This window comes from Paraburkholderia sartisoli, assembly GCF_900107685.1.
In the GTDB taxonomy this organism is placed as follows: Bacteria; Pseudomonadota; Gammaproteobacteria; order Burkholderiales; family Burkholderiaceae; genus Paraburkholderia; species Paraburkholderia sartisoli.
The window spans coordinates 99,820-122,594 of record NZ_FNRQ01000009.1 but is presented as its reverse complement, the minus strand read 5'-3'; the positions used below and the strand labels follow the sequence as shown (position 1 = coordinate 122,594).

Annotated in this window: 21 protein-coding genes; 16 read left to right on the top strand and 5 right to left on the bottom strand. The window is 62.7% G+C overall.

The window, feature by feature from the left end:
* Positions 1-50 precede the first annotated feature (50 nt).
* Positions 51-905 (bottom strand): ectoine/hydroxyectoine ABC transporter substrate-binding protein EhuB, encoded by an 855-nt coding sequence (ehuB, locus tag BLV45_RS23325; RefSeq protein ID WP_090537036.1) that lies wholly within the window; start codon positions 903-905, stop codon positions 51-53.
* 230 nt (positions 906-1,135) lie between these two features.
* On the opposite strand from ehuB (BLV45_RS23325), the gene ehuR reads away from it, so the two are divergent.
* From ehuR to BLV45_RS23290, 7 genes are all read left to right on the top strand, one after another.
* Positions 1,136-2,542: a MocR-like ectoine utilization transcription factor EhuR gene (gene ehuR, locus BLV45_RS23320; RefSeq protein WP_090537034.1), complete on the top strand. Its 1,407-nt coding sequence runs from the start codon at positions 1,136-1,138 to the stop codon at positions 2,540-2,542.
* A gap of 164 nt (positions 2,543-2,706) precedes the next feature.
* Entirely contained in the window at positions 2,707-3,711 is a 1,005-nt protein-coding gene (eutB, locus tag BLV45_RS23315; RefSeq protein WP_090537032.1) for a hydroxyectoine utilization dehydratase EutB, read from the top strand.
* Positions 3,708-4,709, top strand: coding sequence for a cyclodeaminase (locus BLV45_RS23310; RefSeq protein WP_090537030.1), 1,002 nt, complete (start codon positions 3,708-3,710; stop codon positions 4,707-4,709). The genes eutB and BLV45_RS23310 overlap by 4 nt, the downstream gene beginning before the upstream one ends.
* 81 nt (positions 4,710-4,790) lie before the next feature.
* The gene (doeB, locus tag BLV45_RS23305) at positions 4,791-5,816 is read left to right on the top strand and encodes a N(2)-acetyl-L-2,4-diaminobutanoate deacetylase DoeB (RefSeq protein WP_090537028.1); all 1,026 of its coding nucleotides are present in this window, start codon (positions 4,791-4,793) and stop codon (positions 5,814-5,816) included.
* A gap of 7 nt (positions 5,817-5,823) precedes the next feature.
* Positions 5,824-6,315, top strand: a complete 492-nt coding sequence (locus BLV45_RS23300; protein WP_090537026.1) for an Lrp/AsnC family transcriptional regulator — start codon at positions 5,824-5,826, stop codon at positions 6,313-6,315.
* A gap of 143 nt (positions 6,316-6,458) precedes the next feature.
* Positions 6,459-7,991, top strand: coding sequence for an NAD-dependent succinate-semialdehyde dehydrogenase (locus BLV45_RS23295; RefSeq protein WP_090537024.1), 1,533 nt, complete (start codon positions 6,459-6,461; stop codon positions 7,989-7,991).
* Positions 7,992-8,032: 41 nt separating this feature from the next.
* Complete coding sequence (locus BLV45_RS23290; protein WP_090537021.1) at positions 8,033-9,430, top strand: aspartate aminotransferase family protein; 1,398 nt, start codon at positions 8,033-8,035, stop codon at positions 9,428-9,430.
* 136 nt (positions 9,431-9,566) lie between these two features.
* Here the strand turns inward: BLV45_RS23290 and BLV45_RS23285 are convergent, their stop codons facing one another.
* The gene (locus BLV45_RS23285) at positions 9,567-10,661 is read right to left on the bottom strand and encodes an alcohol dehydrogenase family protein (RefSeq protein ID WP_090537019.1); all 1,095 of its coding nucleotides are present in this window, start codon (positions 10,659-10,661) and stop codon (positions 9,567-9,569) included.
* A gap of 71 nt (positions 10,662-10,732) precedes the next feature.
* Positions 10,733-11,953, bottom strand: coding sequence for an ectoine hydrolase DoeA (gene doeA, locus BLV45_RS23280; RefSeq protein WP_090537017.1), 1,221 nt, complete (start codon positions 11,951-11,953; stop codon positions 10,733-10,735).
* A gap of 401 nt (positions 11,954-12,354) precedes the next feature.
* Here doeA and ehuA point away from each other — a divergent pair, with 401 nt between their 5' ends.
* The 7 genes from ehuA to BLV45_RS23245 all read left to right on the top strand — a co-directional run bounded on the left by ehuA (position 12,355) and on the right by BLV45_RS23245 (position 17,200).
* Positions 12,355-13,257, top strand: a complete 903-nt coding sequence (ehuA, locus tag BLV45_RS23275) for an ectoine/hydroxyectoine ABC transporter ATP-binding protein EhuA (protein WP_281246328.1) — start codon at positions 12,355-12,357, stop codon at positions 13,255-13,257.
* A 59-nt stretch (positions 13,258-13,316) separates the two neighbouring features.
* Positions 13,317-14,159 carry an ectoine/hydroxyectoine ABC transporter substrate-binding protein EhuB gene (ehuB, locus tag BLV45_RS23270; protein ID WP_090537015.1) on the top strand — a complete coding sequence of 281 codons (843 nt, stop codon included), beginning with the start codon at positions 13,317-13,319 and terminating at the stop codon, positions 14,157-14,159.
* A gap of 72 nt (positions 14,160-14,231) precedes the next feature.
* Positions 14,232-14,891 (top strand): ectoine/hydroxyectoine ABC transporter permease subunit EhuC, encoded by a 660-nt coding sequence (gene ehuC / locus BLV45_RS23265; protein ID WP_090537013.1) that lies wholly within the window; start codon positions 14,232-14,234, stop codon positions 14,889-14,891.
* A 4-nt stretch (positions 14,892-14,895) separates the two neighbouring features.
* Positions 14,896-15,555, top strand: coding sequence for an ectoine/hydroxyectoine ABC transporter permease subunit EhuD (gene ehuD / locus BLV45_RS23260; protein WP_090537010.1), 660 nt, complete (start codon positions 14,896-14,898; stop codon positions 15,553-15,555).
* Between the two features lie 3 nt (positions 15,556-15,558).
* Entirely contained in the window at positions 15,559-16,332 is a 774-nt protein-coding gene (eutA, locus tag BLV45_RS23255) for an ectoine utilization protein EutA (protein ID WP_090537009.1), read from the top strand.
* Positions 16,333-16,649: 317 nt separating this feature from the next.
* Positions 16,650-16,892 (top strand): type II toxin-antitoxin system ParD family antitoxin, encoded by a 243-nt coding sequence (locus tag BLV45_RS23250; RefSeq protein WP_090537006.1) that lies wholly within the window; start codon positions 16,650-16,652, stop codon positions 16,890-16,892.
* A complete protein-coding gene (locus BLV45_RS23245; RefSeq protein WP_090537004.1) occupies positions 16,889-17,200 on the top strand; it encodes a type II toxin-antitoxin system RelE/ParE family toxin in 312 nt (103 codons plus the stop codon). Before BLV45_RS23250 ends, BLV45_RS23245 begins: the two co-directional genes overlap by 4 nt.
* An 85-nt stretch (positions 17,201-17,285) precedes the next feature.
* On the opposite strand, the gene BLV45_RS23240 is transcribed toward BLV45_RS23245, so the two are convergent.
* A complete protein-coding gene (locus BLV45_RS23240) occupies positions 17,286-18,179 on the bottom strand; it encodes an NAD(P)H-binding protein (RefSeq protein WP_090537164.1) in 894 nt (297 codons plus the stop codon).
* A gap of 186 nt (positions 18,180-18,365) precedes the next feature.
* Between BLV45_RS23240 and BLV45_RS23235 the strand changes: the two genes are divergently transcribed.
* Complete coding sequence (locus BLV45_RS23235) at positions 18,366-19,238, top strand: AraC family transcriptional regulator (RefSeq protein ID WP_090537162.1); 873 nt, start codon at positions 18,366-18,368, stop codon at positions 19,236-19,238.
* Between the two features lie 41 nt (positions 19,239-19,279).
* Here BLV45_RS23235 and BLV45_RS23230 read toward each other — a convergent pair whose 3' ends face one another.
* A complete protein-coding gene (locus BLV45_RS23230; protein ID WP_090537002.1) occupies positions 19,280-21,763 on the bottom strand; it encodes a GcvT family protein in 2,484 nt (827 codons plus the stop codon).
* 216 nt (positions 21,764-21,979) lie between these two features.
* Between BLV45_RS23230 and BLV45_RS23225 the strand changes: the two genes are divergently transcribed.
* A complete protein-coding gene (locus BLV45_RS23225; protein WP_090537000.1) occupies positions 21,980-22,774 on the top strand; it encodes a DeoR/GlpR family DNA-binding transcription regulator in 795 nt (264 codons plus the stop codon).
* Position 22,775: the final 1 nt, after the last annotated feature.

The following is a 22,775-nucleotide window of genomic DNA, read 5'->3' as shown; positions in this document are numbered from 1 at the left end:
ACCGGTTCACCACAGGCGTGCGCCGGCCTTCGATACGACTTTGCCGGCCACTACTTGCCGCAGATGTCTGCGGCGCTCCGCGTCGTCAGATTCGTTTTGTCGAAACCGAACGGGGCGACCGTTTGCAGATGGTCGGTCGTGCCCAGCCACGCGTGCAGCTGTTTGTCGACCGCGTCGCGCAGATCGGTATCCTCCGGGCGGAACGCGAGCGCACCGTAGCCGGTGTGCCTTGGATCGTCCGTGAACTTCGCGACCGCTTCGACCTGGTCGGCGTCCTTGGCGGCGAGACCTTTCATCGTCAACGTCGTGCCGGCGGCCGCATCGGCGCGGCGCGCGCGCACGGCCTGCAGTTCCGCGGTGGTGTCGGGCACCTGCAGCAGCTGGGCGTCTTTCACACCCGCGTCGCGCGAATTGGCGAGCTCGACGGCGCCGGCCATCACGGCCAGCTTCACATCGGGCTGCTTGCCGATATCGCCGAAGCTGTGCAGATTCTTCGGATTGCCTTTCAGCACGAGCAGCGTGTCCTGGATCTGATACTGCGGGTCGGCGAACGCCACCTGCTTGCAGCGTTCCGGCGTGATGTACATGCCGGCGGCGATGACGTCGAAGCGGCCCGCGCGCAGGCCGGGAATCAGCGAACCCCATTCGGTCAGCACGCCGTCCACTTTTTTCACGCCCATTCTGGCGAAAATCTTGCGGGCGATTTCCGGCGATTCGCCGGTGACCTTGCCGTCGGGAGTCGTGTACGCAAACGGCGCTTCGTTTGCATAGCCGATGCGCACCTCACCGGTGCGCTGGATGCGCTGCAACGTTGTTTCCGCCGATGCGGCCGGTGCCTGCATCGTCAGCGCCGCGACGGCGACGCAGAGGGCTCCCGGCAATCCTGAAGTGCGCTTCGCTTTCATATCGATCCCGTTCCGTGGCGTGTTGAATGTCGCGGTGCATCATGCGCCGTGGCAGGCAAAGGTTGGCGTTGCTGCGGATTGCCCGCCCGGCGCTGCATCCGTGAACGCAGCATACAAAGCCATATTTTTGTTTGCTAATGCTCTAGGACAATAATTTTCATGCGCTGTTTGGCGGCACTATTGGCAGGGAGCGCACCCATGCGCGACCGGACAACAGGGAACAACAGGGGATGGCCGTGGCGATCGAGCAGTGGCGGGATGCCGTGCGTGCGGTGCATGGCGTGGAATCGAAATACAAGCGGCTGGTCAAGGCAATCGCGGGCGACATCGAAAACGCGTCGCTGCCGGCCGGCGCGCGGTTGCCGCCGCAGCGCGACGTCGCCGCGGAACTGGCAATCAGCGTGCAAACGGTGACCAATGCCTATAAGGAACTGGAGCGGCAAGGGCTGATCCGTTGCGAGGTGGGGCGTGGCAGTTTCGTGGCGGCGCGCGTCACCGAAACCATGTCGAGCTATATGCTCGACACAGCCGAGCGCTCGGTGGTCGACTTTTCGATCGCGCGCATCATCCATACACCGGAACACGACGCCATGTGGCGCAAGGTGTGCGCGACGCTTTCGACGCTCGACGACCAGCCCTGGATTCGCGCGTTCCGCCCCATTGCGGGCTTCGAGCATCATCGCCAGGCGGGGGTCGCGTGGCTCGCGTCGTTGGGCATGCCGGCTTCGGCGGATACGCTGCTGGTCACGAACGGCGCCGCCCACGGCATTTTTCTGGCGCTGGCTTCGCTGGTCGGGCCGGGCGACACGGTGCTGTGCGAAAGCCTCACGGATCATGGCGTGATCGGCTCGGCGAACGTACTGGGCTTTACGCTGAAAGGCCTCGAAATCGACGAGCACGGCATTCACCCCGAACATTTCGAGGAGATGTGCGACAGCGAGCGCATCACGGCGCTCGTCTGCACGCCTACGCTGAACAATCCCACGGTCGCGCTGATGCCCGACTCGCGGCGCCGCGCGATTGCGAAAATCGCCGACCGCTACGGCGTTTATGTGATCGAGGACGATGTCTACGGCCCTTTGCCCGCCAAAGCCTCCACGCCAATCTCGAGTCTGATCCCCGACCTGTCGTTCTATTGCACGAGCATGACCAAGTCGGTGATGGCCGGCTTGCGGATCGGCTACCTCGCCACGCCACGGCGGCTCGCGCTGCGTGCGGAAAGCGTGCTGCGCGTGAGCAGCTGGATGGCGACGCCGCCAATGGCCGAGGTGACGACGCGCTGGATCGTCGATGGGACGGCCGCGCGGCTCGTCGAAATACAACGCGAACTGTTAGGGCGGCGTCAGGCGCAATTGCAGAAAACGCTGGGCAGCTATGTACTCGGCGCGCATCCGCAGGCGCTGTCCGCCTGGCTGCGCGTGCCCGATCACTGGCGCACCGACCGTCTGGTGAGGGAGCTGCGCAACCGCGACATCGCCGTGACGTCGCCTGATCCATTTCTGGTGCGCGACGCGGACCGGCCGAATGCAGTGCGCGTTTGCGTCGGCGCCGAGGTCGGCGAAGAGACCTACAAAGGCGCGCTGGAAACGATGCGCGACGTGTTCGAACAGTTCCCGCAGGTACACGATTTCACCTGACTTTTTCGAGCGGATTTCGCGCTGCGCGCACGAAATGAACTAGGACAATGGAAATCGTTTTATAGAACATTAGACTGGGCTGCATGAGAACGATGCGGCCGCAAATCAGCGTGACAACGCAGGCGCGAGCGCATCGGAACTGAACTCATTCGTGCAGGGCGTTCATGTCTGTTCTGTCGTTAGCCGATGTTTACCGCGCGCGTTGCCGTATCGAGGGGCGCGTTTGTCGTACGCCGCTCGTCGAATCGCAGAGTTTGTCGGCGAGAGCGGGCACGCCGGTGTTTCTGAAACTCGAAACCGTGCAGCCGACCGGCAGTTTCAAGCTGCGCGGTGCCACCAACGCACTCGCCCGACTCGCCGGACAGGGCTGCCAGAAAGTCGTGACCGCTTCGACGGGCAATCATGGTCGCGCGGTTGCACATGCGGCCCGCGCGCTCGGTATCGGCGCGACGGTCTGCATGTCGACGCTCGTGCCGGGCAATAAAGTCGAAGCCGTGCGCGCACTCGGCGCCCACGCGCGGATTATCGGCAAAAGCCAGGACGAGGCCGAACATGAAGCGTTGCGACTGGTACGCGAAGAAGGCTTTGCCTACGTCCCGCCGTTCGATGATTTACATGTAATCGCCGGGCAGGCGACGATCGGACTCGAAATCGTCGAGGCGTTGCCGGATGTGGCGAACATCGTCGTGCCGCTGTCCGGTGGCGGCCTGTTCGCGGGTATTGCGTTCGCCGCGAAAAGCGCGAATCGCGCGATTGACCTGACCGGCGTGACGATGGCGCGCGGCGCCGCGATGCATGCGAGTCTCGTGGCCGGCCAGCCGGTGCGGGTCGAAGAAGTCGAGACGCTCGCCGATTCGCTCGGTGGCGGCATCGGACTTGAAAACCGCTATACGTATGCACTCACGCGCGATCTGATCGACGAAACCGTGTTGCTCGACGAGGCGTCGATCGCACGCGGCATCGCCCATGCGTACCGGCATGAACGGCTCGTCGTGGAAGGTGCGGCGGCTGTCGGCATCGCCGCTTTGCTCGATGGCGTGTTGCCCTTCGGGCGCATCAAACGTGGCCCGCTCGTGCTCGTCGTGACGGGCGCCAACATCGACATGGACCAGCATCGCCGCATCGTCGATGCGGCGTCGACCCAACCTGCCTCGCACACTGCCTCATGACATCTATCACGCTCCTCGGCGAAGCCCAGCTTCGGGAACTCGTGCCGCTCGACCTTGCCGCCATCGACCAGGTGGAGGACGCCTTTCTCGCACTCGCGACCGAAGCCGTCGCGATGCCGCCGGTCTTGCGTCTCGATTTGCCCGGACACAACGGCGAAGTCGACGTCAAGACAGCCTGGCTGCCGCGCCTCGACAGCTTCGCGATCAAGGTGAGTCCTGGCTTTTTCAACAACCCGTCGCTCGGTTTGCCGAGTCTGAACGGGCTGATGCTGGTGTTGTCGGCAAAGACGGGGCTGACTGAAGCGGTGCTGCTTGACAACGGTTATCTGACGGCCGTGCGCACGGCCGCCGCCGGCGCGGTCGCGGCTCGCTGGCTTGCGAAGCAGCACACGCCGCAAGTCGCGGTGCTTGGCGCCGGCGAGCAGGCACGTTTGCAATTGAGGGCGTTGATGCTCGTGCGTCGCGTCGAACACGTGCGCGTATGGGCGCGTGATCCGGCCAGTGCGCAGTGTTTCGCCGCGGAGATGACCGCCGCGCTCGGCCTGCCATGCGATGTTGCACGCGACGTCCATCATGCGCTCGCCGAAGCGGACATCGCGATCACCACCACGCCAAGCCGGATACCGCTGATCGAAGCCGCGGACCTGCATCCAGGTTTGCACATCACGGCGATGGGTTCGGACGCGGAGCACAAAAATGAAATCGCGCCGGCAGCGCTCGCGGCGGCACGCTATGTGTGCGACCGCGCGCAGCAAACGCGTGTGCTGGGCGAATTGCATCACGCGCTGAATGCCGGCTTGATGCGCGCCGACGCCGCGATAGCGGAACTGGGTCAGGTGATTGCCGGACAGGCCGTGGGCCGCGCCAATGAAGCCGACGTGACGATCTGCGATTTGACCGGCACCGGTGCGCAGGACACCGCGATTGCCTCGCTCGCGTTGAAGCGCGCGCGTGCTGCGGGCGCGGGGATGATTTTCCGCAATGACACAAAGCACTGAGAGGGGACGATGTCTGAAACAACACAACGGGAACGGAACGCGGGCGCAGGTGCGCAAGCTGTCCGAGAGGGCGTCATGCCTATGCGTGCATCGCCTGTTCAGCCGACGGTCGATTTCGACGCCGACGGCGAACAACACGGCTTTCTGAAGCTGCCCCATTCGCACGATACGTCCGCATGGGGCGCGGAGATGATTCCGGTCACGGTAATCCGCAATGGCGAGGGGCCGACGGCGCTTCTCACCGGCGGCAATCACGGCGACGAATACGAAGGCCCCATCGCATTGTCGAAGCTGGCCGCGACGTTGAAAGCCAAAGACGTGCAAGGGCGCGTGATCATCGTGCCGTTCATGAATTTTCCGGCATTCCGCGCGGGCAGCCGCACGTCGCCGATCGACGGCGGCAATCTGAATCGCAGCTTCCCCGGCAGACCGGACGGCACGGTCACCGAGAAGATCGCCGATTACTTTCAACGCTATTTGCTGCCGCTCGCCGATTACGTGCTCGATCTGCACGCCGGCGGCCGCACGCTCGACTTCGTGCCGTTCGCCGCGATTCACCTGCTGCCGGATGCCGGCCAGCAGGCCCGCTGTGAAGCGGCGATGAGCGCCTTCGGCGCGCCGTATTCGATGCGGATGCTCGAACTCGATAGCGTCGGCCTGTACGACACCGCGGTTGAGGAAGCGGGCAAGGTGTTCGTGTCGACCGAACTCGGCGGCGGCGGTACGGCGACGGTGCAAAGCGTGGCGGTGGCGGAGCGCGGCGTGCGGGGTTTCCTGCAGCATGCGGGCATTCTCAGGCAGGACGAAGCCGCGTGTCAGGCCCCGCGCGGCACGACGCTGCTCGACATGCCCGACGGCACCTGCTTTACGACGAGCGAACACGACGGTCTGCTGGAGTTGTGCAAGGATCTCGGCGAGACGGTCGAAAAGGGCGAAGTCATCGCGCGAATTCACGATGCTTCGCGCACCGGCGTGGCGCCCGTCGAATATCGCTCGCGCCGCGGCGGCATGCTCGCGGCCCGGCATTTTCCGGGGCTCGTGCGCACGGGCGACACGGTGGCGGTGGTGGCCGATGTCGTCGAGCGCGGCATGCCGGTGACGGTCTGATCGCACGATGAAACTCGACCGCTACGATCTGGCGATTTTGCGCATCCTCGCGAACGACGGACGCATCACCAAGTCGCGTCTGGCCGAGGAGATCAACCTGTCGATTTCGCCGGCGTGGGAGCGCGTCAGGCGTCTTGAGGAGGGCGGCGTGATTCGCGGTTATCGCGCCGATATCGACTGGGTGCGCGCCTTCAAGGGCAGCCGCGTGGTGGTCGAGGTCACGCTGGCACGCCACACCGCGCAGGACATGCGGCGTTTCGAGGAGCGGATCGCCGCCGCGCCGGAGGTCGTGCAATGCCACGCGACGGGCGGCGGTGTCGACTACGTGATGCATGTGATGTCGCGCGACATCGACCACTATCAGCGGTTCATCGATTCGCTGCTCACCGACGAACTGGGCATCGAAAAGTACTTTACGTACATCGTCACGAAGGTGGTGAAGAGCTGCGCGGAAGGTTTGCCGGACTGGGCGGAACAATCCATCGGCGAGGGCAGTTGAAGCGCGCGGCGAGCGCGCCCGAAAATCGCCACACGTCGCGACGAATTCCAGAAAAAACACGGGCTTTGCGGCACCACAACCAGAAAAACCGCACCGTCGCCGGACGTACAGTAACGGACATACATTGCACACGGGAGGTCGTCATGTTGCTGGGTCATCCGGTCCTGTTCAAATCGCTGTGCTACGTCGACGGACGCTGGGTACACAGCGCAAGCGCCGCGAGTGTCGCCGTGCAGAATCCGGCGAATCAGGAGGTGCTCGGCCACGTGCCGATGCTCGACGCGTCGCAAATCACCGCAGCCGTCGACGCGGCGCAGCGTGCCTTCCCGACATGGCGCTGGCTGCCGGTTGCCAGACGCTCGACACTGCTGCTGCGCTGGCATGAGCTGATCCTGCGCCATCAGCATGATCTGGCTGCGATTCTGTCGCTCGAACAGGGCAAGCCGCTCGCCGAGGCACGCGGCGAAATCGCCTATGGCGCGAGTTTCGTCGAATGGTTCGCGCACGAAGTGCGACGCCTGAACGGACGCACGATTCCGACGCATATCGACGGCGCGCAGCTGGGCACGGTGATCGAACCGGTCGGTGTGGCCGCGCTGATCACGCCGTGGAATTTCCCCTGCGCGATGATTACCCGCAAGGCCGCTGCCGCGCTCGCCGCCGGTTGTACCGTGGTGGTGAAGCCCGCGCATGAAACGCCATTTTCGGCACTCGCGCTCGCACAGCTTGCGGAAGAGGCCGGCTTTCCTGCTGGCGTATTCAATGTCGTGCTTGGCGAACCGCAAATGGCGATGGAAACGCTGGTGCGCGACACCCGGGTGCGTTCGGTGAGCTTCACCGGTTCGACGCGAGTCGGTGCGCTGGTCATGCAAACGGCGGCCCAGTCCTGCATCAGGAAGACGGCACTCGAACTCGGTGGTAACGCGCCCTTTATCGTGACTGAAGATGCCGACCTCGATCAGGCCGTGCGCGTGGCGGTCGCGGCGAAGTTTCAGACGTCCGGCCAGGACTGCTGCGCGGCCAATCGCATCTTTGTCGCGCGGCCGCTGTATGAAGCGTTCGTTACGCAATATAGCGAGGCCGTCAAAGCGCTGAGGGTCGGCTCCGCATTCGAAGCAGACGTGGATGTCGGTCCGCTGATGCATCAAGCCGCATTCGACACCACGGCGCAGCGCGTCGCCGACGCCAGGGCGAAGGGCGCGCGCATTACGGCCGGCGGCGCGGCCCACGAACGCGGCGGCTGGTTCTTCGAACCGACCGTGGTCGCGGACGCCGCGCCCGGCATGCGCATCTACGACGAAGAAAACTTCGCGCCCATCTCGGCGGTCTCGCCATTCGACTCGCTCGACGAAGTCATCGAACGCGCGAACGACACCGAATACGGGCTCGCCGCCTATGTCTGCGCGAAAGACCTCAACACGGTGTTTCAACTGATTCGCCGTCTCGACTTCGCGATGGTATCCGTGAACGGCGCGAAATTCACCGGCGCGCCGATTCCGTTCGGCGGCATCAAGTCATCCGGACTCGGTCGCGAGGGCGGAGCCGAAGGTTTCGAGCCGTTTGTCGAAACCCGCTATTTCTGCCTCGGCCAACTTGGCTTGCCGGTCACCGACAGTCTTCCCGCTCATCGCATCGCCGCCGCGACCACGGCCGTGGCCACTACCACCACGGCCTGAGCCAACGCATTCCATTCATCGATTACACGAAGGAGCTCCCAATGACCCAACTCGACACACTCTTCGACGCCGACCGCGCGCACTTCATGCATCCCTCGACGCACGCTCACGACCATGCGAGCGGGGCGCTACCCGGGCGCATCGTGACCGGCGCGAAAGGCATTTGCATCGAAGACCATCAGGGCAAGTCGTATATCGATGCTTTCGCGGGTCTGTATTGCGTGAATATCGGCTATGGCCGCACCGAAGTTGCCGAAGCGATCTACGAGCAGGCGAAGAAGCTCGCCTACTACCACACGTATGTCGGTCACTCGACGGATACGATCATCGAACTGTCGTCGCGCATCATCGACTGGTCGCCGCAGGGCATGAAGAAGGTCTACTACGGCATGTCCGGTTCGGACGCGAACGAAACACAGATCAAGCTCGTCTGGTATTACAACAACGTGAAGGGCCGTCCGGGCAAGAAGAAGATCATCTCCCGCCAGCGCGGATATCACGGTTCGGGAATCGTCACCGGCAGTCTCACCGGCTTGCCGAGCTTCCATCAGTTTTTCGATTTGCCGGTCGAGCGCGTCAAACATACGGTGTGTCCGCACTGGTACCGGCAGGCGCCGGCCGGCATGAACGAGGTGCAATTCGTTGCGTACTGCGTGGAAGAACTGGAAAAACTGATTGCACAGGAAGGCGCGGATACGATTGCTACCTTCATCGCGGAACCGGCGATGGGCACGGGCGGTATCCTGCCGCCGCCGGCCGGTTACTGGGCGGCGATCCAGCAGGTGCTGAAGAAGCACGACATTCTGCTGATCTGCGACGAAGTGGTCTGCGGTTTCGGTCGCCTCGGCTCGAAGATGGGCGCGCAACACTATGGCATCACGCCGGATCTGATTACCGTGGCGAAGGGCCTGACGAGCGCGTATGCACCGCTGTCGGGCGTGATCGTCAGCGAAGGCGTGTGGGACGTGATCGACAAGGCGTCGCAGGAATCCGGCGCGATGGGTCATGGCTGGACCTATTCCGGTCACCCGATCTGCGCCGCGGCGGCGCTCGCGAACCTCGATATTCTCGAGCGTGAGAATCTCACGGAAAACGCGGCGCAAACCGGTGCATATCTGCTCGAACAACTGCACGCGGCGTTCGATTCTCATCCGCTGGTCGGCGAAGTGCGCGGCGTGGGCATGCTGGCCGCGCTCGAATTCATGGCCGACAAGGACGGTCGTCAACCATTCGATGCAGCGCTGAAGGTCGGTCCGCGTGTCTCGGCTGCCGCATTGCAACGCGGCCTGATCGCGCGCGCCATGCCGCACGGCGACATCCTTGGTTTCGCGCCGCCACTGATCACCACGCGCGACGAGGTCGACGAGATCGTGAAGCTGGCGCGCGAGGCGGTGGATGAAGTCGCGTCTCAGGTCCTGGCTCCGGCTGCTTCCGCGTAAGGAACAGGCGTGCCGGCCGCGCCGCGGTTCGCGGCGCGGCCGGCGTTTCAATCAATGATCGTGCGGGGAGTGAACGGAACGGAGCCGGAACAGCGGATGATCGCGGTTCCGGCTGCGTGTCTTGCAGGTTTGTTATTCACGCCTCTTTTGCGGCTTGCGTGTAATGCCGGTCCGGAATCACGACGATGTTGCCCACGAAACGCCTGGTCATGAATTGCGTTTGCGCTTCGTGAAACTTCGACAAAGGCCAGGTCGCGGCCAGAATCGGCTTGATCGTGCCGGTCTGGATATAGCCGAGCACACGTTTAAAGGCACTGCGCGTGCCTTGCGACGACCCGTTCAGCTGCAACTGCTTCAAATACATCGTGCGCAAGTCCAGCTGGACTACCGGTCCGGCAATGGCGCCGGCCGTGGTGTAACGTCCTTCCGGACGTAACACGTTCAGCAGTTTGCCGAACAGCGCGCCGCCGACCAGGTCGGCTACCACATCGACCGGCCGGCCGCCGGTCATCCGTTCGACCTCCGCGGCGAAATTCTCGCTGTCGCGCAGCATTGCGCCTTCTGCGCCGAGCTCGAGTACTGCATCTTCCTTACCCTTGCTGACCACGGCGTACGGAATCGCCCCACGCGCGCGGCATAGCTGAATGATGCCCGATCCGACGCCACCAGAGGCGCCCGTGATCAGCACCGTTTCACCGCGTTTGACCGCTGCGCGCTCGATCATCTGTTCGCCGGTGTGATACGCACACCAGAACGTTGCGAGTTCGGCATCGCTGTACACGGAGTCGACGCGATGCGCGTTCTGTGCGGGTATCGCGGTGTATTCGGCGTAACCGCCGTCGCGGCCGTGGCCGATGTAGTCGATATCGGCGAGGCTGTCGTCGTCGCGGTTATAGATCGATGCGTCGACGATCACGCGTTCTCCGATACGCGCATCGCTGACACCGCTGCCCACGGCCACCACGCGTCCGACGATATCCGCGCCGTGGATGCGTGGAAACGACAACGTCGAGCGGCCGCGCCGCCAGGTGGAGACGGCTTGCGGGTCGTCGTCCGTACCGTACGCGCCCTCGCGAACCCATACGTCAGTGTTGTTCAGCCCGCAAGCAGTGACTTCGAGCAGCACTTCACCCGGTTTGCAAACGGGAACCGGCACGTCGTCGCGATAGACGAGTTTGTCGAGACCGCCGTGGGCGGTCAGCACGACGGCTTTCATTGTCTTCGGATGCATGTTTCCCCTTTGGCCTGTCCCGGTGCGCGCCGCGGTCACGGAAACCACGGTGGCACAGGGGGCGACCTGGCTTACGGTTTGACGAACAGCTTGCGCGGCGTGTTGCAGAAGGTCTCGACGCCGGACCCGGTAATCAGGATGCTTTCGGTGATTTCGAGCCCCCAGTCGTCGAGCCAGAGGCCCGGCATGAAGTGAAACGTCATACCCGGCTCGAGGACCGTCTTGTCCCCCGGCCGCAGGCTCATCGTGCGTTCGCCCCAGTCCGGCGGATAGCTCGCGCCAATTGGATAGCCGCAGCGGCTGTTTTTCTCGATGCCGTATTTGTGCAGCACCGCGAAGAATGCATTGGCGATGTCCTCGCACGTGTTGCCGGGTCTGGCCGCGGCCAGACCTGCTTCAATGCCTTCCACCACCGCGCGCTCGCCTTCGATGAAATGCTTTGGCGGCTTGCCGAGGTACACGGTGCGCGACTGCGGACAGTGATAGCGCTTGAAGCAGCCGGCGATTTCGAAGAACGTGCCGGCATCCTTTGCGAAGGGCGTGTCGTCCCAGGTCAGATGCGGGGCGGCGGCATCGGCGCCGGTCGGCAAAAGCGGCACGATCGCCGGATAGTCACCGCCGTAACCGTCGACGCCGGTAATGCCCGCCGAGTAAATTTCGGCGACCAGGTCATTCTTGCGCATGCCGGGTTCGATCCGTTCGACGATATGCGCATGCATCTTTTCGACGATGCGCGCAGCCACGCGCATATATTCGATTTCACGCGGCGATTTGACGGCGCGTTGCCAGTTTACGAGGCCGGTTGCATCCTGCCATTGCGCCTTCGGCAAATGAGTGACGAGCGAGCGCCAGGCCGCGGCGCTGAAATAGTAATTATCCATTTCCACGCCGATCTTCAAGGCGCCCCAACCGCGCGCTTCGATCACCTCGTGGGCGAGATAGTCCATCGGATGCCGCGCGGTGGATTGCACGTAATGATCCGGATAACCGACGATCTGATCGTGCTCCATGAACACGGTGCGTTTCGCACCATTGGCGTCCTGGCCGCGGCCGAACCAGACGGGTTCGCCGTCCAGCGCGAGCAGCACGCACTGATGCACGTAGAACGACCAGCCGTCGTAACCGGTGAGCCACGCCATGTTGGTCGGATCGGACACGACCAGCAGTTCGATCCCGGCTACCTGCATGGCCTTGCGCGCCTTGCCGATACGGGCTGCGTATTCGGCGCGCTCGAACGGCAGTCGTACGACGGGCGCCGTAGTGCGTGGTTCCGGTTGCGTTGTATCTGACATATTCCCCTCTCTCTACGTGACGTCGTTGCGGAAAGTAGTGACTCATGCACGCAATGAGGCACCTGCAGGCGTTTCTGGCCGCAGTCTAATGCCGCGAAAAACGGCTTTTAATGTGCTAGTTCAATCTTCGTCTGGCGATCTGAACCGCGTACGAAATCCGGCGACATGCGTCGGTTTTTCCACACTGTGCTTATAGGTGTTGTCCCTGATCCGCATGCAGGCTTATCGCCGCGGGAGCCGTCCGCCATGGCGCGACGCGTTTTTCGCTGCCAAAAAGAATTGTTCTAGAGCAATCCGATCCCGAATATGGCTTTGTATTCTCGTTTGCATGGCCGTGCTGTCAGCACCGCCGTCGCACTGCATTCAATCAAGCCAGGTATGACGAACGGGAACGAATCGACATGAAAACCGCGCGAGTCACCGACATGCTGAGCGCTTCTGGCATCGCCCCGGCGAGCCTTTCTTCGGACTTTCCGGCGGCCCCTGTCGACGCCTTTCAGCCACGCCGGGAGACGTCGATGACGAAGCCGCTGATCTGTATCGATCGCATAACGAAGCGTTACGGTGCGCTGACCGTGCTCGACGAACTGTCGCTCGACGTGATGCCGGGTGAGAAGCTCGCGCTGATCGGCCCATCCGGGTCGGGCAAGACCACCATCCTGCGCATTCTGATGACACTCGAATCGATCGATGGCGGTCATATCGAAGTGGACGGCGAACAGTTGTTTCATATGCCCCACGGCGGCCAGATGGTTTCCGCGAACGAGCGCCATTTGCAGAAGATGCGCGAGAAGATCGGCATGGTCTTCCAGCACTTCAACCTGTTTCCGCACAAGAGCGTGCTCGACAACGTGACGCTCGCGCCCATGCTGACCAAGGGCGAGAGCCGTCAATCGGCGGAAAGACGTGCACTGGAACTGCTCGACATGGTCGGGATGGCTGACAAGGCAAAGAGCCGCCCGGCACAACTCTCCGGCGGTCAGAAGCAACGCGTGGCGATCGCCCGGGCGCTGGCGCTCGCACCCAGAATCATGTTGTTCGACGAAGTGACTTCGGCGCTCGACCCGGAACTCGTCGAGGAGGTGCTGAACGTAATGCAGCGGCTCGCCAAAGAAACCGATATGACGATGCTGCTCGTCACGCATGAAATGGGTTTCGCTCATGATTTCGCCGACCGTGTGCTGTTTTTCGACCGCGGCAGGATCGTGGAAGAAGGCAAGCCCGAAGATATCTTCAGTCACCCAGAGCATGAGCGAACCCAGGCGTTTCTCCGCAAGATCATCGCGGCGGGCCACCGGATCTGATCGGCCCCCGCCAGCAGCCATTTCCGTTGCACACCACCACGCTTTAGGAGCCAAAAACCATGAAACTGAAGGCGATTCTGATCACGGGGACGTTGTCGCTGCTAACCCTGGCCGGCCTTGCAGTCGCCGCGCAGGACAAGCTGGCGCAACTCAGGGAGCAGGGCTTCGCGCGCATCGCGATTGCCAACGAACCACCGTTTACCGCGGTCGGCGCGGACGGCAAGGTGACCGGCGCCGCGCCTGATGTGGCTCGCGCTGTCTTCAAGAAGCTGGGCGTCAACGACATCGTCGCGTCGATCTCGGAGTATGGCGCGATGATTCCGGGCCTCGCGGTGGGGCGGCATGACGCGATCGCGGCGGGTCTCTTCATGACGCCGCAGCGCTGCGCCGCCGTCGCGTACTCGGAGCCGGTGTTGTGCGCGGTGGAAGCGTTCGCGGTCAAGAAGGGCAACACCAAAAACATCAAGTCGTACGAGCAGATCGCAGGGGATTCCAAGGCTGTAATCGGCGTCGAAGGCGGCACCACCGAACAGAAACTCGCGACCGCCGCGCATATTCCGGCTGAGCGCGTCATCATCGTGCCGGACGGCCAGAGCGGCCTGAAGATGCTGCAGGACGGACGCATCGACGCGTTCGCGCTGCCGCTGCTGTCGATCAGCGCGCTGCTCTCGAAAGCGAACGATGCCAGTCTCGAATCGATCGCACCGGTGCAGGGCACACCCGTGCAATGCGACGGCGTGGCGTTCCGCAAGCAGGACACCGCCCTGCGCGATGCTTTCGACGTCGAACTGAAGAAGATGAAGGAATCCGGCGAGTTCGCGAAGATCGTCGAGCCGTACGGCTTCTCGGCAAAGGCGGCGATGTCGACGACGCGCGCGAAGCTGTGCGCGGCGACGAACTAAATCTGCCCGGGCGTTTGGCGCGCAACGCGATAGCGCGCCAAACGGCCACTCCGTTGCCTGCGAGGTGCGTTTATGAACGACTGGTCTGGTTATCTGCTGCTGATTCTGCAAGGCGCGGAGGCAACCGTTGAACTCACCGTGATGGGGACGGCGCTCGCGCTCGTGATGGCGTTCGTCGCCGGGCTCGGGCGGCTGTCGCGATTCTTCGCGGTGCGCGCGCTTGCTACGTCGTATGTCGAGTTTTTTCGCGGCACGTCGGTATTCGTCCAGTTGTTCTGGGCGTATTTCGTGTTGCCGATGGCCGGATTGACACTCACGCCGCTGCAGGCCGGTGTGCTCGCACTCGGCCTGAACGTGGGGGCGTACGGCGCGGAAGTCGTGCGTGGCGCGGTCGTCGCAATCGGCCATGAGCAGAGAAGCGCATGCGTCGCGTTGAATCTGTCCACGTATCAGCGCATGCGTCACGTGATCCTGCCGCAAGCGTTGCCGCTGATGCTGCCGACCTTCGGTAACAACGCGATCGAGTTGCTCAAGGGCACGGCGGTCGTCTCGCTGATCTCGCTTGGCGACATGACGTTCCAGGCGCAGGTCGTGCGCTCGCAAACCGGCAATACGTTGATACCGTTCGCGACGATTCTTGCGCTGTACTTCGCCATGGCCTGCCTGATTTCGTTCGGCGTGCGCAAGCTCGAACGCCGGATGACCTTTGGTCTCGACGGGATGAGGAGATAACCGTATGGAATGGGACTGGAGTTTCGCGCGCGAGATCATGCCGATCCTGCTGCAAGGCCTGAAGGTCACCGTGCTTGCGACCTTGCTTGGCGCGGTGGTGGCGGCGGTGGCTGGCATGGCGTTCGCGATCCTGCGGCTTTCGCCGAATCGCGCGGTGTCGCGTACCACCACGGCCGTGGCGAGCTTTATTCGTGGCACGCCGTTGCTCGTGCAACTTTACTTTGTTTTCTATGTGCTGCCCGATATCGGCATCCGGATGCCGGCGCTCGCCGCCGGTGTGCTCGCGCTCGGCGTTCATTACGCGACGTATGCAGCCGAGGTCTACCGGACCGGCATCGAAAACGTACCCCGTGGACAATGGGAAGCCGCAAGGGCGTGCAACCTGAGCCCGGTGCAGATGTGGCAGCACGTCATCCTGCCGGAAGCGGTTCCGCCGATGCTGCCCGCGCTCGCGAACTACCTGATTTCAATGTTCAAGGAAACGCCCTTGCTGTCGGCGATCACGGTCCTCGAATTGATGAACGAGGCGAAGATCATCGCGAACACGGACTACCGTTACCTCGAACCGATGACGCTCGTCGGTGTGCTGTTTCTGTGCATCAGCCTTGTCGCGGTGCTCGGCGTGAGGCTGCTCGAAAAACGCTTTCCCAACCTTGGGCATTGATAGATGCAGACTTTCATCCGTCTGGCAGGCCGGGTGCCGCAGCTGGACGAACGCGCCTTCGACAGGCGCGTCGGCCTTGTGATCCTTGCAACCGATCACACCACCGAGCCGGACTTTGCGACGCTCGTCGCGAATGAGCGTATTGGCGTCTACGTGAACCGCGTGCCGTACGCAAACCCGGTGACGCCGGAGAATCTGCTCGCCATGCAGCCGTCGTTGACCGCGGGCGCCGCGCTGATTCTGCCCGACGAAGCGCTCGACGTGGTGATGTATTCGTGTACGTCGGCGTCCGTCATGATCGGAGACGCGGAGATCGAAGCGGCGATTCATGCGGCGAAACCCGGGGCACAGGTCGTCACGCCCACGGCCGCCGCGGTCATCGCGCTAAAAGCGCTCGGCGCGCGCCGCATCAGCGTGCTGACGCCTTATACCGTCGAAACCAGCCGGCCGATGGCCGGATACTTCGCCGCGCAAGGTTTCGTCATCGACCGCTTCTCGTGCCTCGGCTTGACCGATGACCGGGAGATGGCGCGGATTTCGCACGACGATATCGTCGCGTTCGCGCGCGACGCGATGGCGGAAGAATCCGACGCGCTCTTCATCTCCTGCACGGCCGTGCGTGCGGCGGCGGTGATCGCGCGAATCGAGGTATCGATCGGCAAGGCGGTCGTGAGCAGCAATCTTGCGACGGCCTGGATGTGTTTGCGTCTTTGCGGCGACAGCACAGCCAAACCTGCACGGGGACGCTTGATGACGTTGCCGTTGCCGGTATGCTAAGTCAAACGAATTAGCGGCTGGGCCGTAAGCACGTGCTGACGGGGGATCGTGAGGTAGCGCTTGCAGGCCCATATTGGGGAGTGGGAGTTTTTTTATAAATCAACCGGTTGGATGGATAAAACCTGATGGCTCGTAATAGTTGACCGTTCGGGCCCAACAATTTCAGCCGCTTTGCCTCGCGACCAATCTGATCCGCGCCGGTGAGCGATTTAGAGAGAATTTCGCTCTACAGGTTGGTGTCCAGAAAGCTCACTAGTAGCAATTTTCCTGGCATCGAATACCAGAAATTGGTACTCTTCAGGCAGGAGGTTTGAGCCATGGGCAAAAACACGTCTTTTACTCTCGGCGACCATTTTTCTGAATTCGTCGATGATTGCGTTCACAGCGGCCGGTACAACACGGTCAGCGACGTTGTCCGGGCCGGCCTGCGCCTGCTCGAAGCCGAGGAAACCAGGCTGGAAGCGCTCCGAAACGCGCTGATCGAAGGTGAGCAGTCCGGGCCCTCGCGCCCGTTTGATTTCCGCGACTACATTTCGCGCAAGCGGAACAAAACCGCATGAGAGGCTACGTCCTCTCGCCAGCGGCGGAACATGACCTCGACGACATCTGGGATTACACCGTTGACAGATGGGGTGACGCACAGGCCGAGCGTTATATCCTGAACATCGAAAGTACTGTCCAGAGTCTGGTCGATGGCACCCAGCCAGGTCTGTCTGCTGAAGGCATTCGAAAAGGCTACAGGAAGGCACTCGTCGGAATGCACGTTGTATTTTTCAGGCAGTCGGCGGAGCTGGTCGAAGTAATCCGCATCTTGCATCAGCAGATGGATATTCCCGGCAGGCTGGGTGACTTCGACCAGGTTCGGTAGACCAGATCCTTGCTCACAGACCGCGAGCAGCGTGTTCATCCGGTCGCACGCATGCATCGCCCGTCTCCTGCGTGTTTGCACCGTTTCATTGAGCGTCCCGCACGGCCTGTCTGACGAGCGGAGCGAGCACCTCCGCGAGTGCTGTCGCACCGAAACGGCGCTCGGTGACATCCGCTTCGACATCGATGTGCCCCGCGTTATGCGCATCGTAAAGATCCACGACGAGGCTTGCATGCTTCGCGCTTAATCCCCCTTTGGTGAGCACCGGAAGCCATTGATCGCGTGGCAGTTCACGCGCGACGATCTCACGTCCCGCTTCTTCCTGCAGCATGCGCGCGACGTCCATGGGCGAGACGCGCACCATCGATTCGATGCTAACGATACGGGTTGCCGTAACCGGCGCTCCTTCGCGCAACAACGTCGCGGCCAGCGCGCCGACATCCTGCGCGGCGACGCTCGGAAAGCGCTTCGTGAGTGGATGATGCAGGCTTGGCAGCATGCCGGTGGCGAGCGCGACGGGTATCACGCGACTCCAGTTATGCATGTGTTCGGCTGAGCGAAGCAGCGTCAGGCGCGGCACGCTCGCGCTGAACTGCTGTTCAAGATAATGGAAGAGCCGCGTGATGCCGGTATTCATGTCGAGCTCGGCGCCGTAGTCCGAGATCGCGAGCACGTGTTGCGGCGCGTTGGCGCGCAACGCCTGCGCCGCGACGTCGATCATGGTGCGCATCGCGTGTTCAGGATCTGCGTGACCGGACGGCACCGGGCAGATCATCTGCACGGCGTGTGCGCCTTCAATGGCCTTGGCAACCGACGCCGGATCCATGAGGTCCGCGAACGCGATCTCACACCCGATCGCCGCCAACTCTTTCGCCTGGTCCGCGCGCCTGACGACAGCGCGTACCGGAAGGCCGGCTTCGCGAAGCCGGATTGCGGTGAGACGGCCTGCATGTCCTGTTGCTCCGAAAATGACAAACACGTGGCACTCCTCGTCGATGAATGAATGGCGTGGGTCCATCATGGACGTGCGGTGCAACCCGGATGCACATACAGGGATCGGTTTGAGCAGATCTGGATGATTTTTTTCGATGCACTGCACGGCAATGAACGCCTGCGGAATCTTCCGAATGGCATCACAATGGATCCTCCGTCAGAAGGAAATGGAATGAACGCTGCACTCCCTTTGCATGCCCCACCGGCCGGAAAAACGGTCAGCCTGCGTTCGAGCGCATCGCTCGGCTGGCGAGGTTTCGGCGCGGAGTTGCTGGGTGTCGCGGCGGGGCCGCATCGCATTCCGGGTACCCCGTATCACCGCATCGGCGTGCATGTCGGCGCGCCGGTGAGAGCGCGCTGCCAGTGCGACGGTCGCCGCGTGTCGCGGATTCAGGCGCACGGCGACATGGACGTCATACCGGCGGGGCTCGACGGCGAATGGACGGACGACGGCGACTGCACGATCCTGCGCATCTGGATTGACGACACCTTTGCGCGCACAACGATGGAGCAACTTGACACGCGTCCTTCGCGCGCGGCATTGCGTGCGCAATTCCAGCTACGCGATCCGCGCCTGCAACATCTTTCGTGGGCGCTGCGGGCAGAACTCGAGGCCGAGGAAACATCGGATGCGCTGTACGCGGAAAGCCTGTGTACGGCGCTGGTCGTCAGGCTGATGGCGGGCGTTCCAGAGCGGGACGGCCAGCGACGCACGCTCGCGCCATTTATGGCGACACGGGTCGTCGATTACGTCGAGGCGAACCTCGACCAGCCACTCACGCTGATGGAACTCGCTGCCGTCGCGGGCCTGAGCGTGCCGCACTTCAAGGCGTTGTTCAGGGAGACGCTCGGCATGCCGGTGCATCGGTATGTGATCCAGCGCCGGGTCGAGCGGGCGAGAGCGTTGTTGCTGGAGGGGCGGCTGAGCGTCACGCAGATCGCGCTGGAGACGGGCTTTGCGCATCAGAGCCATATGGCGCATTGGGTCAACCGGCTGCTGGGCGCGGCACCGCGTGACATTGCAAGAACGGGGCGACGCGGATAGCGCCGTGGGGCCAACCGCGCCGCGTCATGCACGACATGCGGTCAGGCTTTGATCCTTGACGACTTCGGATCGTAAGGCGCCTTGACGTGTAGCGTTGCCGGCAACATGTCTCCCGCAACATCCACGGCGAACCGGCCGCCTGCCAGAAATGCCTCATCGATCGTGCCCGCGGCGTTCGATACATAGCCCATCGCAACCGGGCATCCGAACGTGTGTCCAAAGGCGGCAGACGAGACGAATCCGACCACCACGCCGTCGCGCAGGATCGCTTCGCCGCCCCAGAGCATCCGGTCGCTGGCGCCGTCGACGGTGAGCACGATCATGCGTCGCCGCAAAGGCTCGTTCTTCAGTTTCAGCAACGCATCGCGTCCGCGAAAAGCGACGTCGCCAGCCAGCTTGCACGCAAACCCGAGGCCCGCCTCGAACGGGTTCGAATCCGGCGTCAACTCGCGTCCCCACGCGCGATACCCCTTTTCGATCCGCAGCGAATCGATTGCGTAGTACCCCGCGTTCACGAGCCCAAATTCCTTGCCCGCTGCATGTAACGTCTCATACACGCCCACGGCAAACTCGACGGGTACATACAGTTCCCATCCCAGCTCGCCGACATAAGTCAGTCGCGTTGCCCGCACAGTCGCATAGCCGATATCGACTTCCCGGCTTTGCCCGAAGGCGAACGTTTCGTTGCTGAAGTCGGCTCTGGAAACGCGCTGCAAAAGCGCACGCGAATGCGGTCCCATCACTGCAAGCACCGCATACTGGCCGGTGACGTCGACGAGCGTGCAATGGCTGTCCCGTGGAATGAGCTTTTCGATCGTGTCGAAATCGCGCGTGGTCTGCGCTGAACCGGTGACGATCAGATACTGGTCATCGGCAAGCCGCGTGAGCGTGAAATCCGATTCGTACGTGCCGCGCTCGTTGAGCATGCCGGTATAGACCGTCGTGCCAGGCGGCACCGCGACGTCGTTGGCGACGATGCGTTGCAATACCGTCTCGGCGTCGCGTCCTTTCACAAGGAATTTGGAAAACGACGTCATGTCGAAGAGCGCCACGGCCTCGCGGCACGCGCGGTGTTCCGCGCCGCTCCACGCGAGCCAGTTCTGCTGGCCGAACGCATAGTCGACATGCGCTTCCGCTGGCGAAGGTGCGAAGAAATTCGCGCGCTCCCAACCCATCTTGCTGCCGAAACACGCACCATCTTCTTTCAGCAGCGCGTAAAGCGGCGAGCGGCGAAACGGCCGCGCGCTGTCCAGTTCGCGATTCGGCCATGGCATCGCGTAATGCAGCCCGAGCGTTTCCTTGACGCGGTCGTGCAGCCACGTGTCGTTACCGTTAAAGCGCGCGAAGCGGCGAATGTCGACGGGCCACAGGTCCATCGTCGGTTCGCCCGCGACGATCCATTCCGCGAGCGCCATCCCCGCGCCGCCGGCCGACGCGATACCCATCGAATTGAACCCGGCGCCGACGAAAAAGCGTTTCAGTTCAGGCGCCTCACCCAGAATGAAATTGTTGTCGGGCGTGAACGATTCCGGTCCGTTGTAGAACTGCCTGACCTGTGCGGTTTCGAGCGCGGGTACGCGCTGCAGCGCGTTTTCCATCAGGATCTGAAACTGATCCCAGTCGTCTGGGAGCAACTGGAACTCGAAGTTTTCCGGAATGCCGTTCATGCCCCACGGTTTCGCATCCGGTTCGAATCCGCCCATCACGAGACCGCCGACTTCCTCCTTGAAATAGATGAAGCCGTCCGGGTCACGCATGACCGGCAGATCCGGATGCACACCGGCGATGCGTTCAGTGACGATGTAGTAATGCTCGGCGGAATGCAGCGGCACAGTCACGCCGCACAGACGGCCGACTGCCTTGGCCCACTGTCCCGCGCAATTGACGATGACTTCCGCTTCGATCGTGCCTGCATCGCCATCCTTGTTTTGCCACGCGAGGCCGCACGCTTCACGCCCGCCTGAAATGGAAGGCCGCGTGTGAATCGCGGTCACCCGCGTGTTTTCGACGATACGCGCGCCGCCGGTTCGCGCGCCGCGCGCGAGAGCCTGGGTGAGGTCGGTCGGATTCGCCTTGCCGTCGCCGGGCAGCCAGACCGCGCCGAGCAGATCGTCCGTACGCATCACCGGCCACAGTTCGCCCGCTTCTTTCGGGCCGATCACATCGCAGGCGACGCCGTACGCACGGGCCACCGCAGCCGTGCGTTTCAGTTGCGTCATGCGCTCCGCCGTGCGCGCGACCGACAGTGATCCACATTGTTTCCAGCCGGTACCCAGCCCCGTTTCCGCTTCGAGCCGGGCATAGAGCGCGGTCGAATAGCGGATCAGCTTCGTCATGCTTTCCTGCGCGCGCAACTGGCCGACCAGGCCGGCCGCATGCCACGTCGTGCCGCACGACAACTGGCCCTGTTCGAGCAGTACGACGTCGGTCCAGCCGAGCTTCGTCAGGTGATACGCGACGGAACAGCCCACGATGCCGCCGCCGACGATCACCACGCGCGCATGCTGGGGAAGAGTGACAGCCATGGTTGAATTCCGTTAATGTGTGTGGGAATGTGTGGATATTGTCAGGCGTATGTTGCAGAAAAATGACGGAAAATTCAAGGCATATATGAGTGAAGATTGATAGATGGGCATGAAACGGTGCTCTGAATGTTGATTTATGTGGGAATAATAGGGATTGACTTCCCGGCGGCCGATGCCTTTGCTAGACTGCGGTCTCCGAGACCTGATGACACGCCCATGTTCCCCACCCAGCGCCAGGCTGAAATCATGCGCATCGTGCGCGCGCAGCAGACCTGCACGATTACCGCGCTGGCGAAGCTTTTCGATGTATCCGACGAAACCATTCGCCGCACGGTCAAGCCGATGATCGGCGACGGACTGCTCGTCAAGGTACACGGCGGCGTCATGTTGCCCGGGCACGTCGACGAACCGCCGTTCCAGCGCCGCATGCTGGAGAGTCGCGAGGGCAAGCAGATCATCGCGGCGCGCATCGGTGAACTGGTCGAGGACGGCGACTCACTGATTCTCGATAGCGGCACCACCTGCGTTCACATCGCGCAGGCGTTGTGTGCGCACTCGCGGCTCACTGTCGTCACGAATTCCGCGGAAATCGCGCGCACGCTCGCGCCGCGCAACGAGAATCGCGTCTTCATGACGGGTGGGGAATTGCGTCCGGATGACGCCTCCGCGTTCGGCGAGAACGTGCTGACGTTCATGCGCCAGTTCCATGTGCGTTACGCGATCGTTTCCGTGACGGCGATCGACAATCACGGGCACTTCATGGATTCGCTGCCGTGGGACGCGGCGTTCGCACAGGCTGCGTTCGCGCAGGCGGAGCAGCGCGTCGTGGCGGCCGATCACGCAAAATTTGGCCACAGCGCGCTGGTGCGGGCATTCAGTCCAGAAGAAGTCGATCTGCTGGTCACGGATGAACCGTTGCCGCCCGAACCCGCCGCTGCATTTTCGGCGGCCGGATTGAAGGTGAGGGTGGGCGTGGCGGGCGCAGGCGTCGAGCCCGCCACGGCAGCGTGAG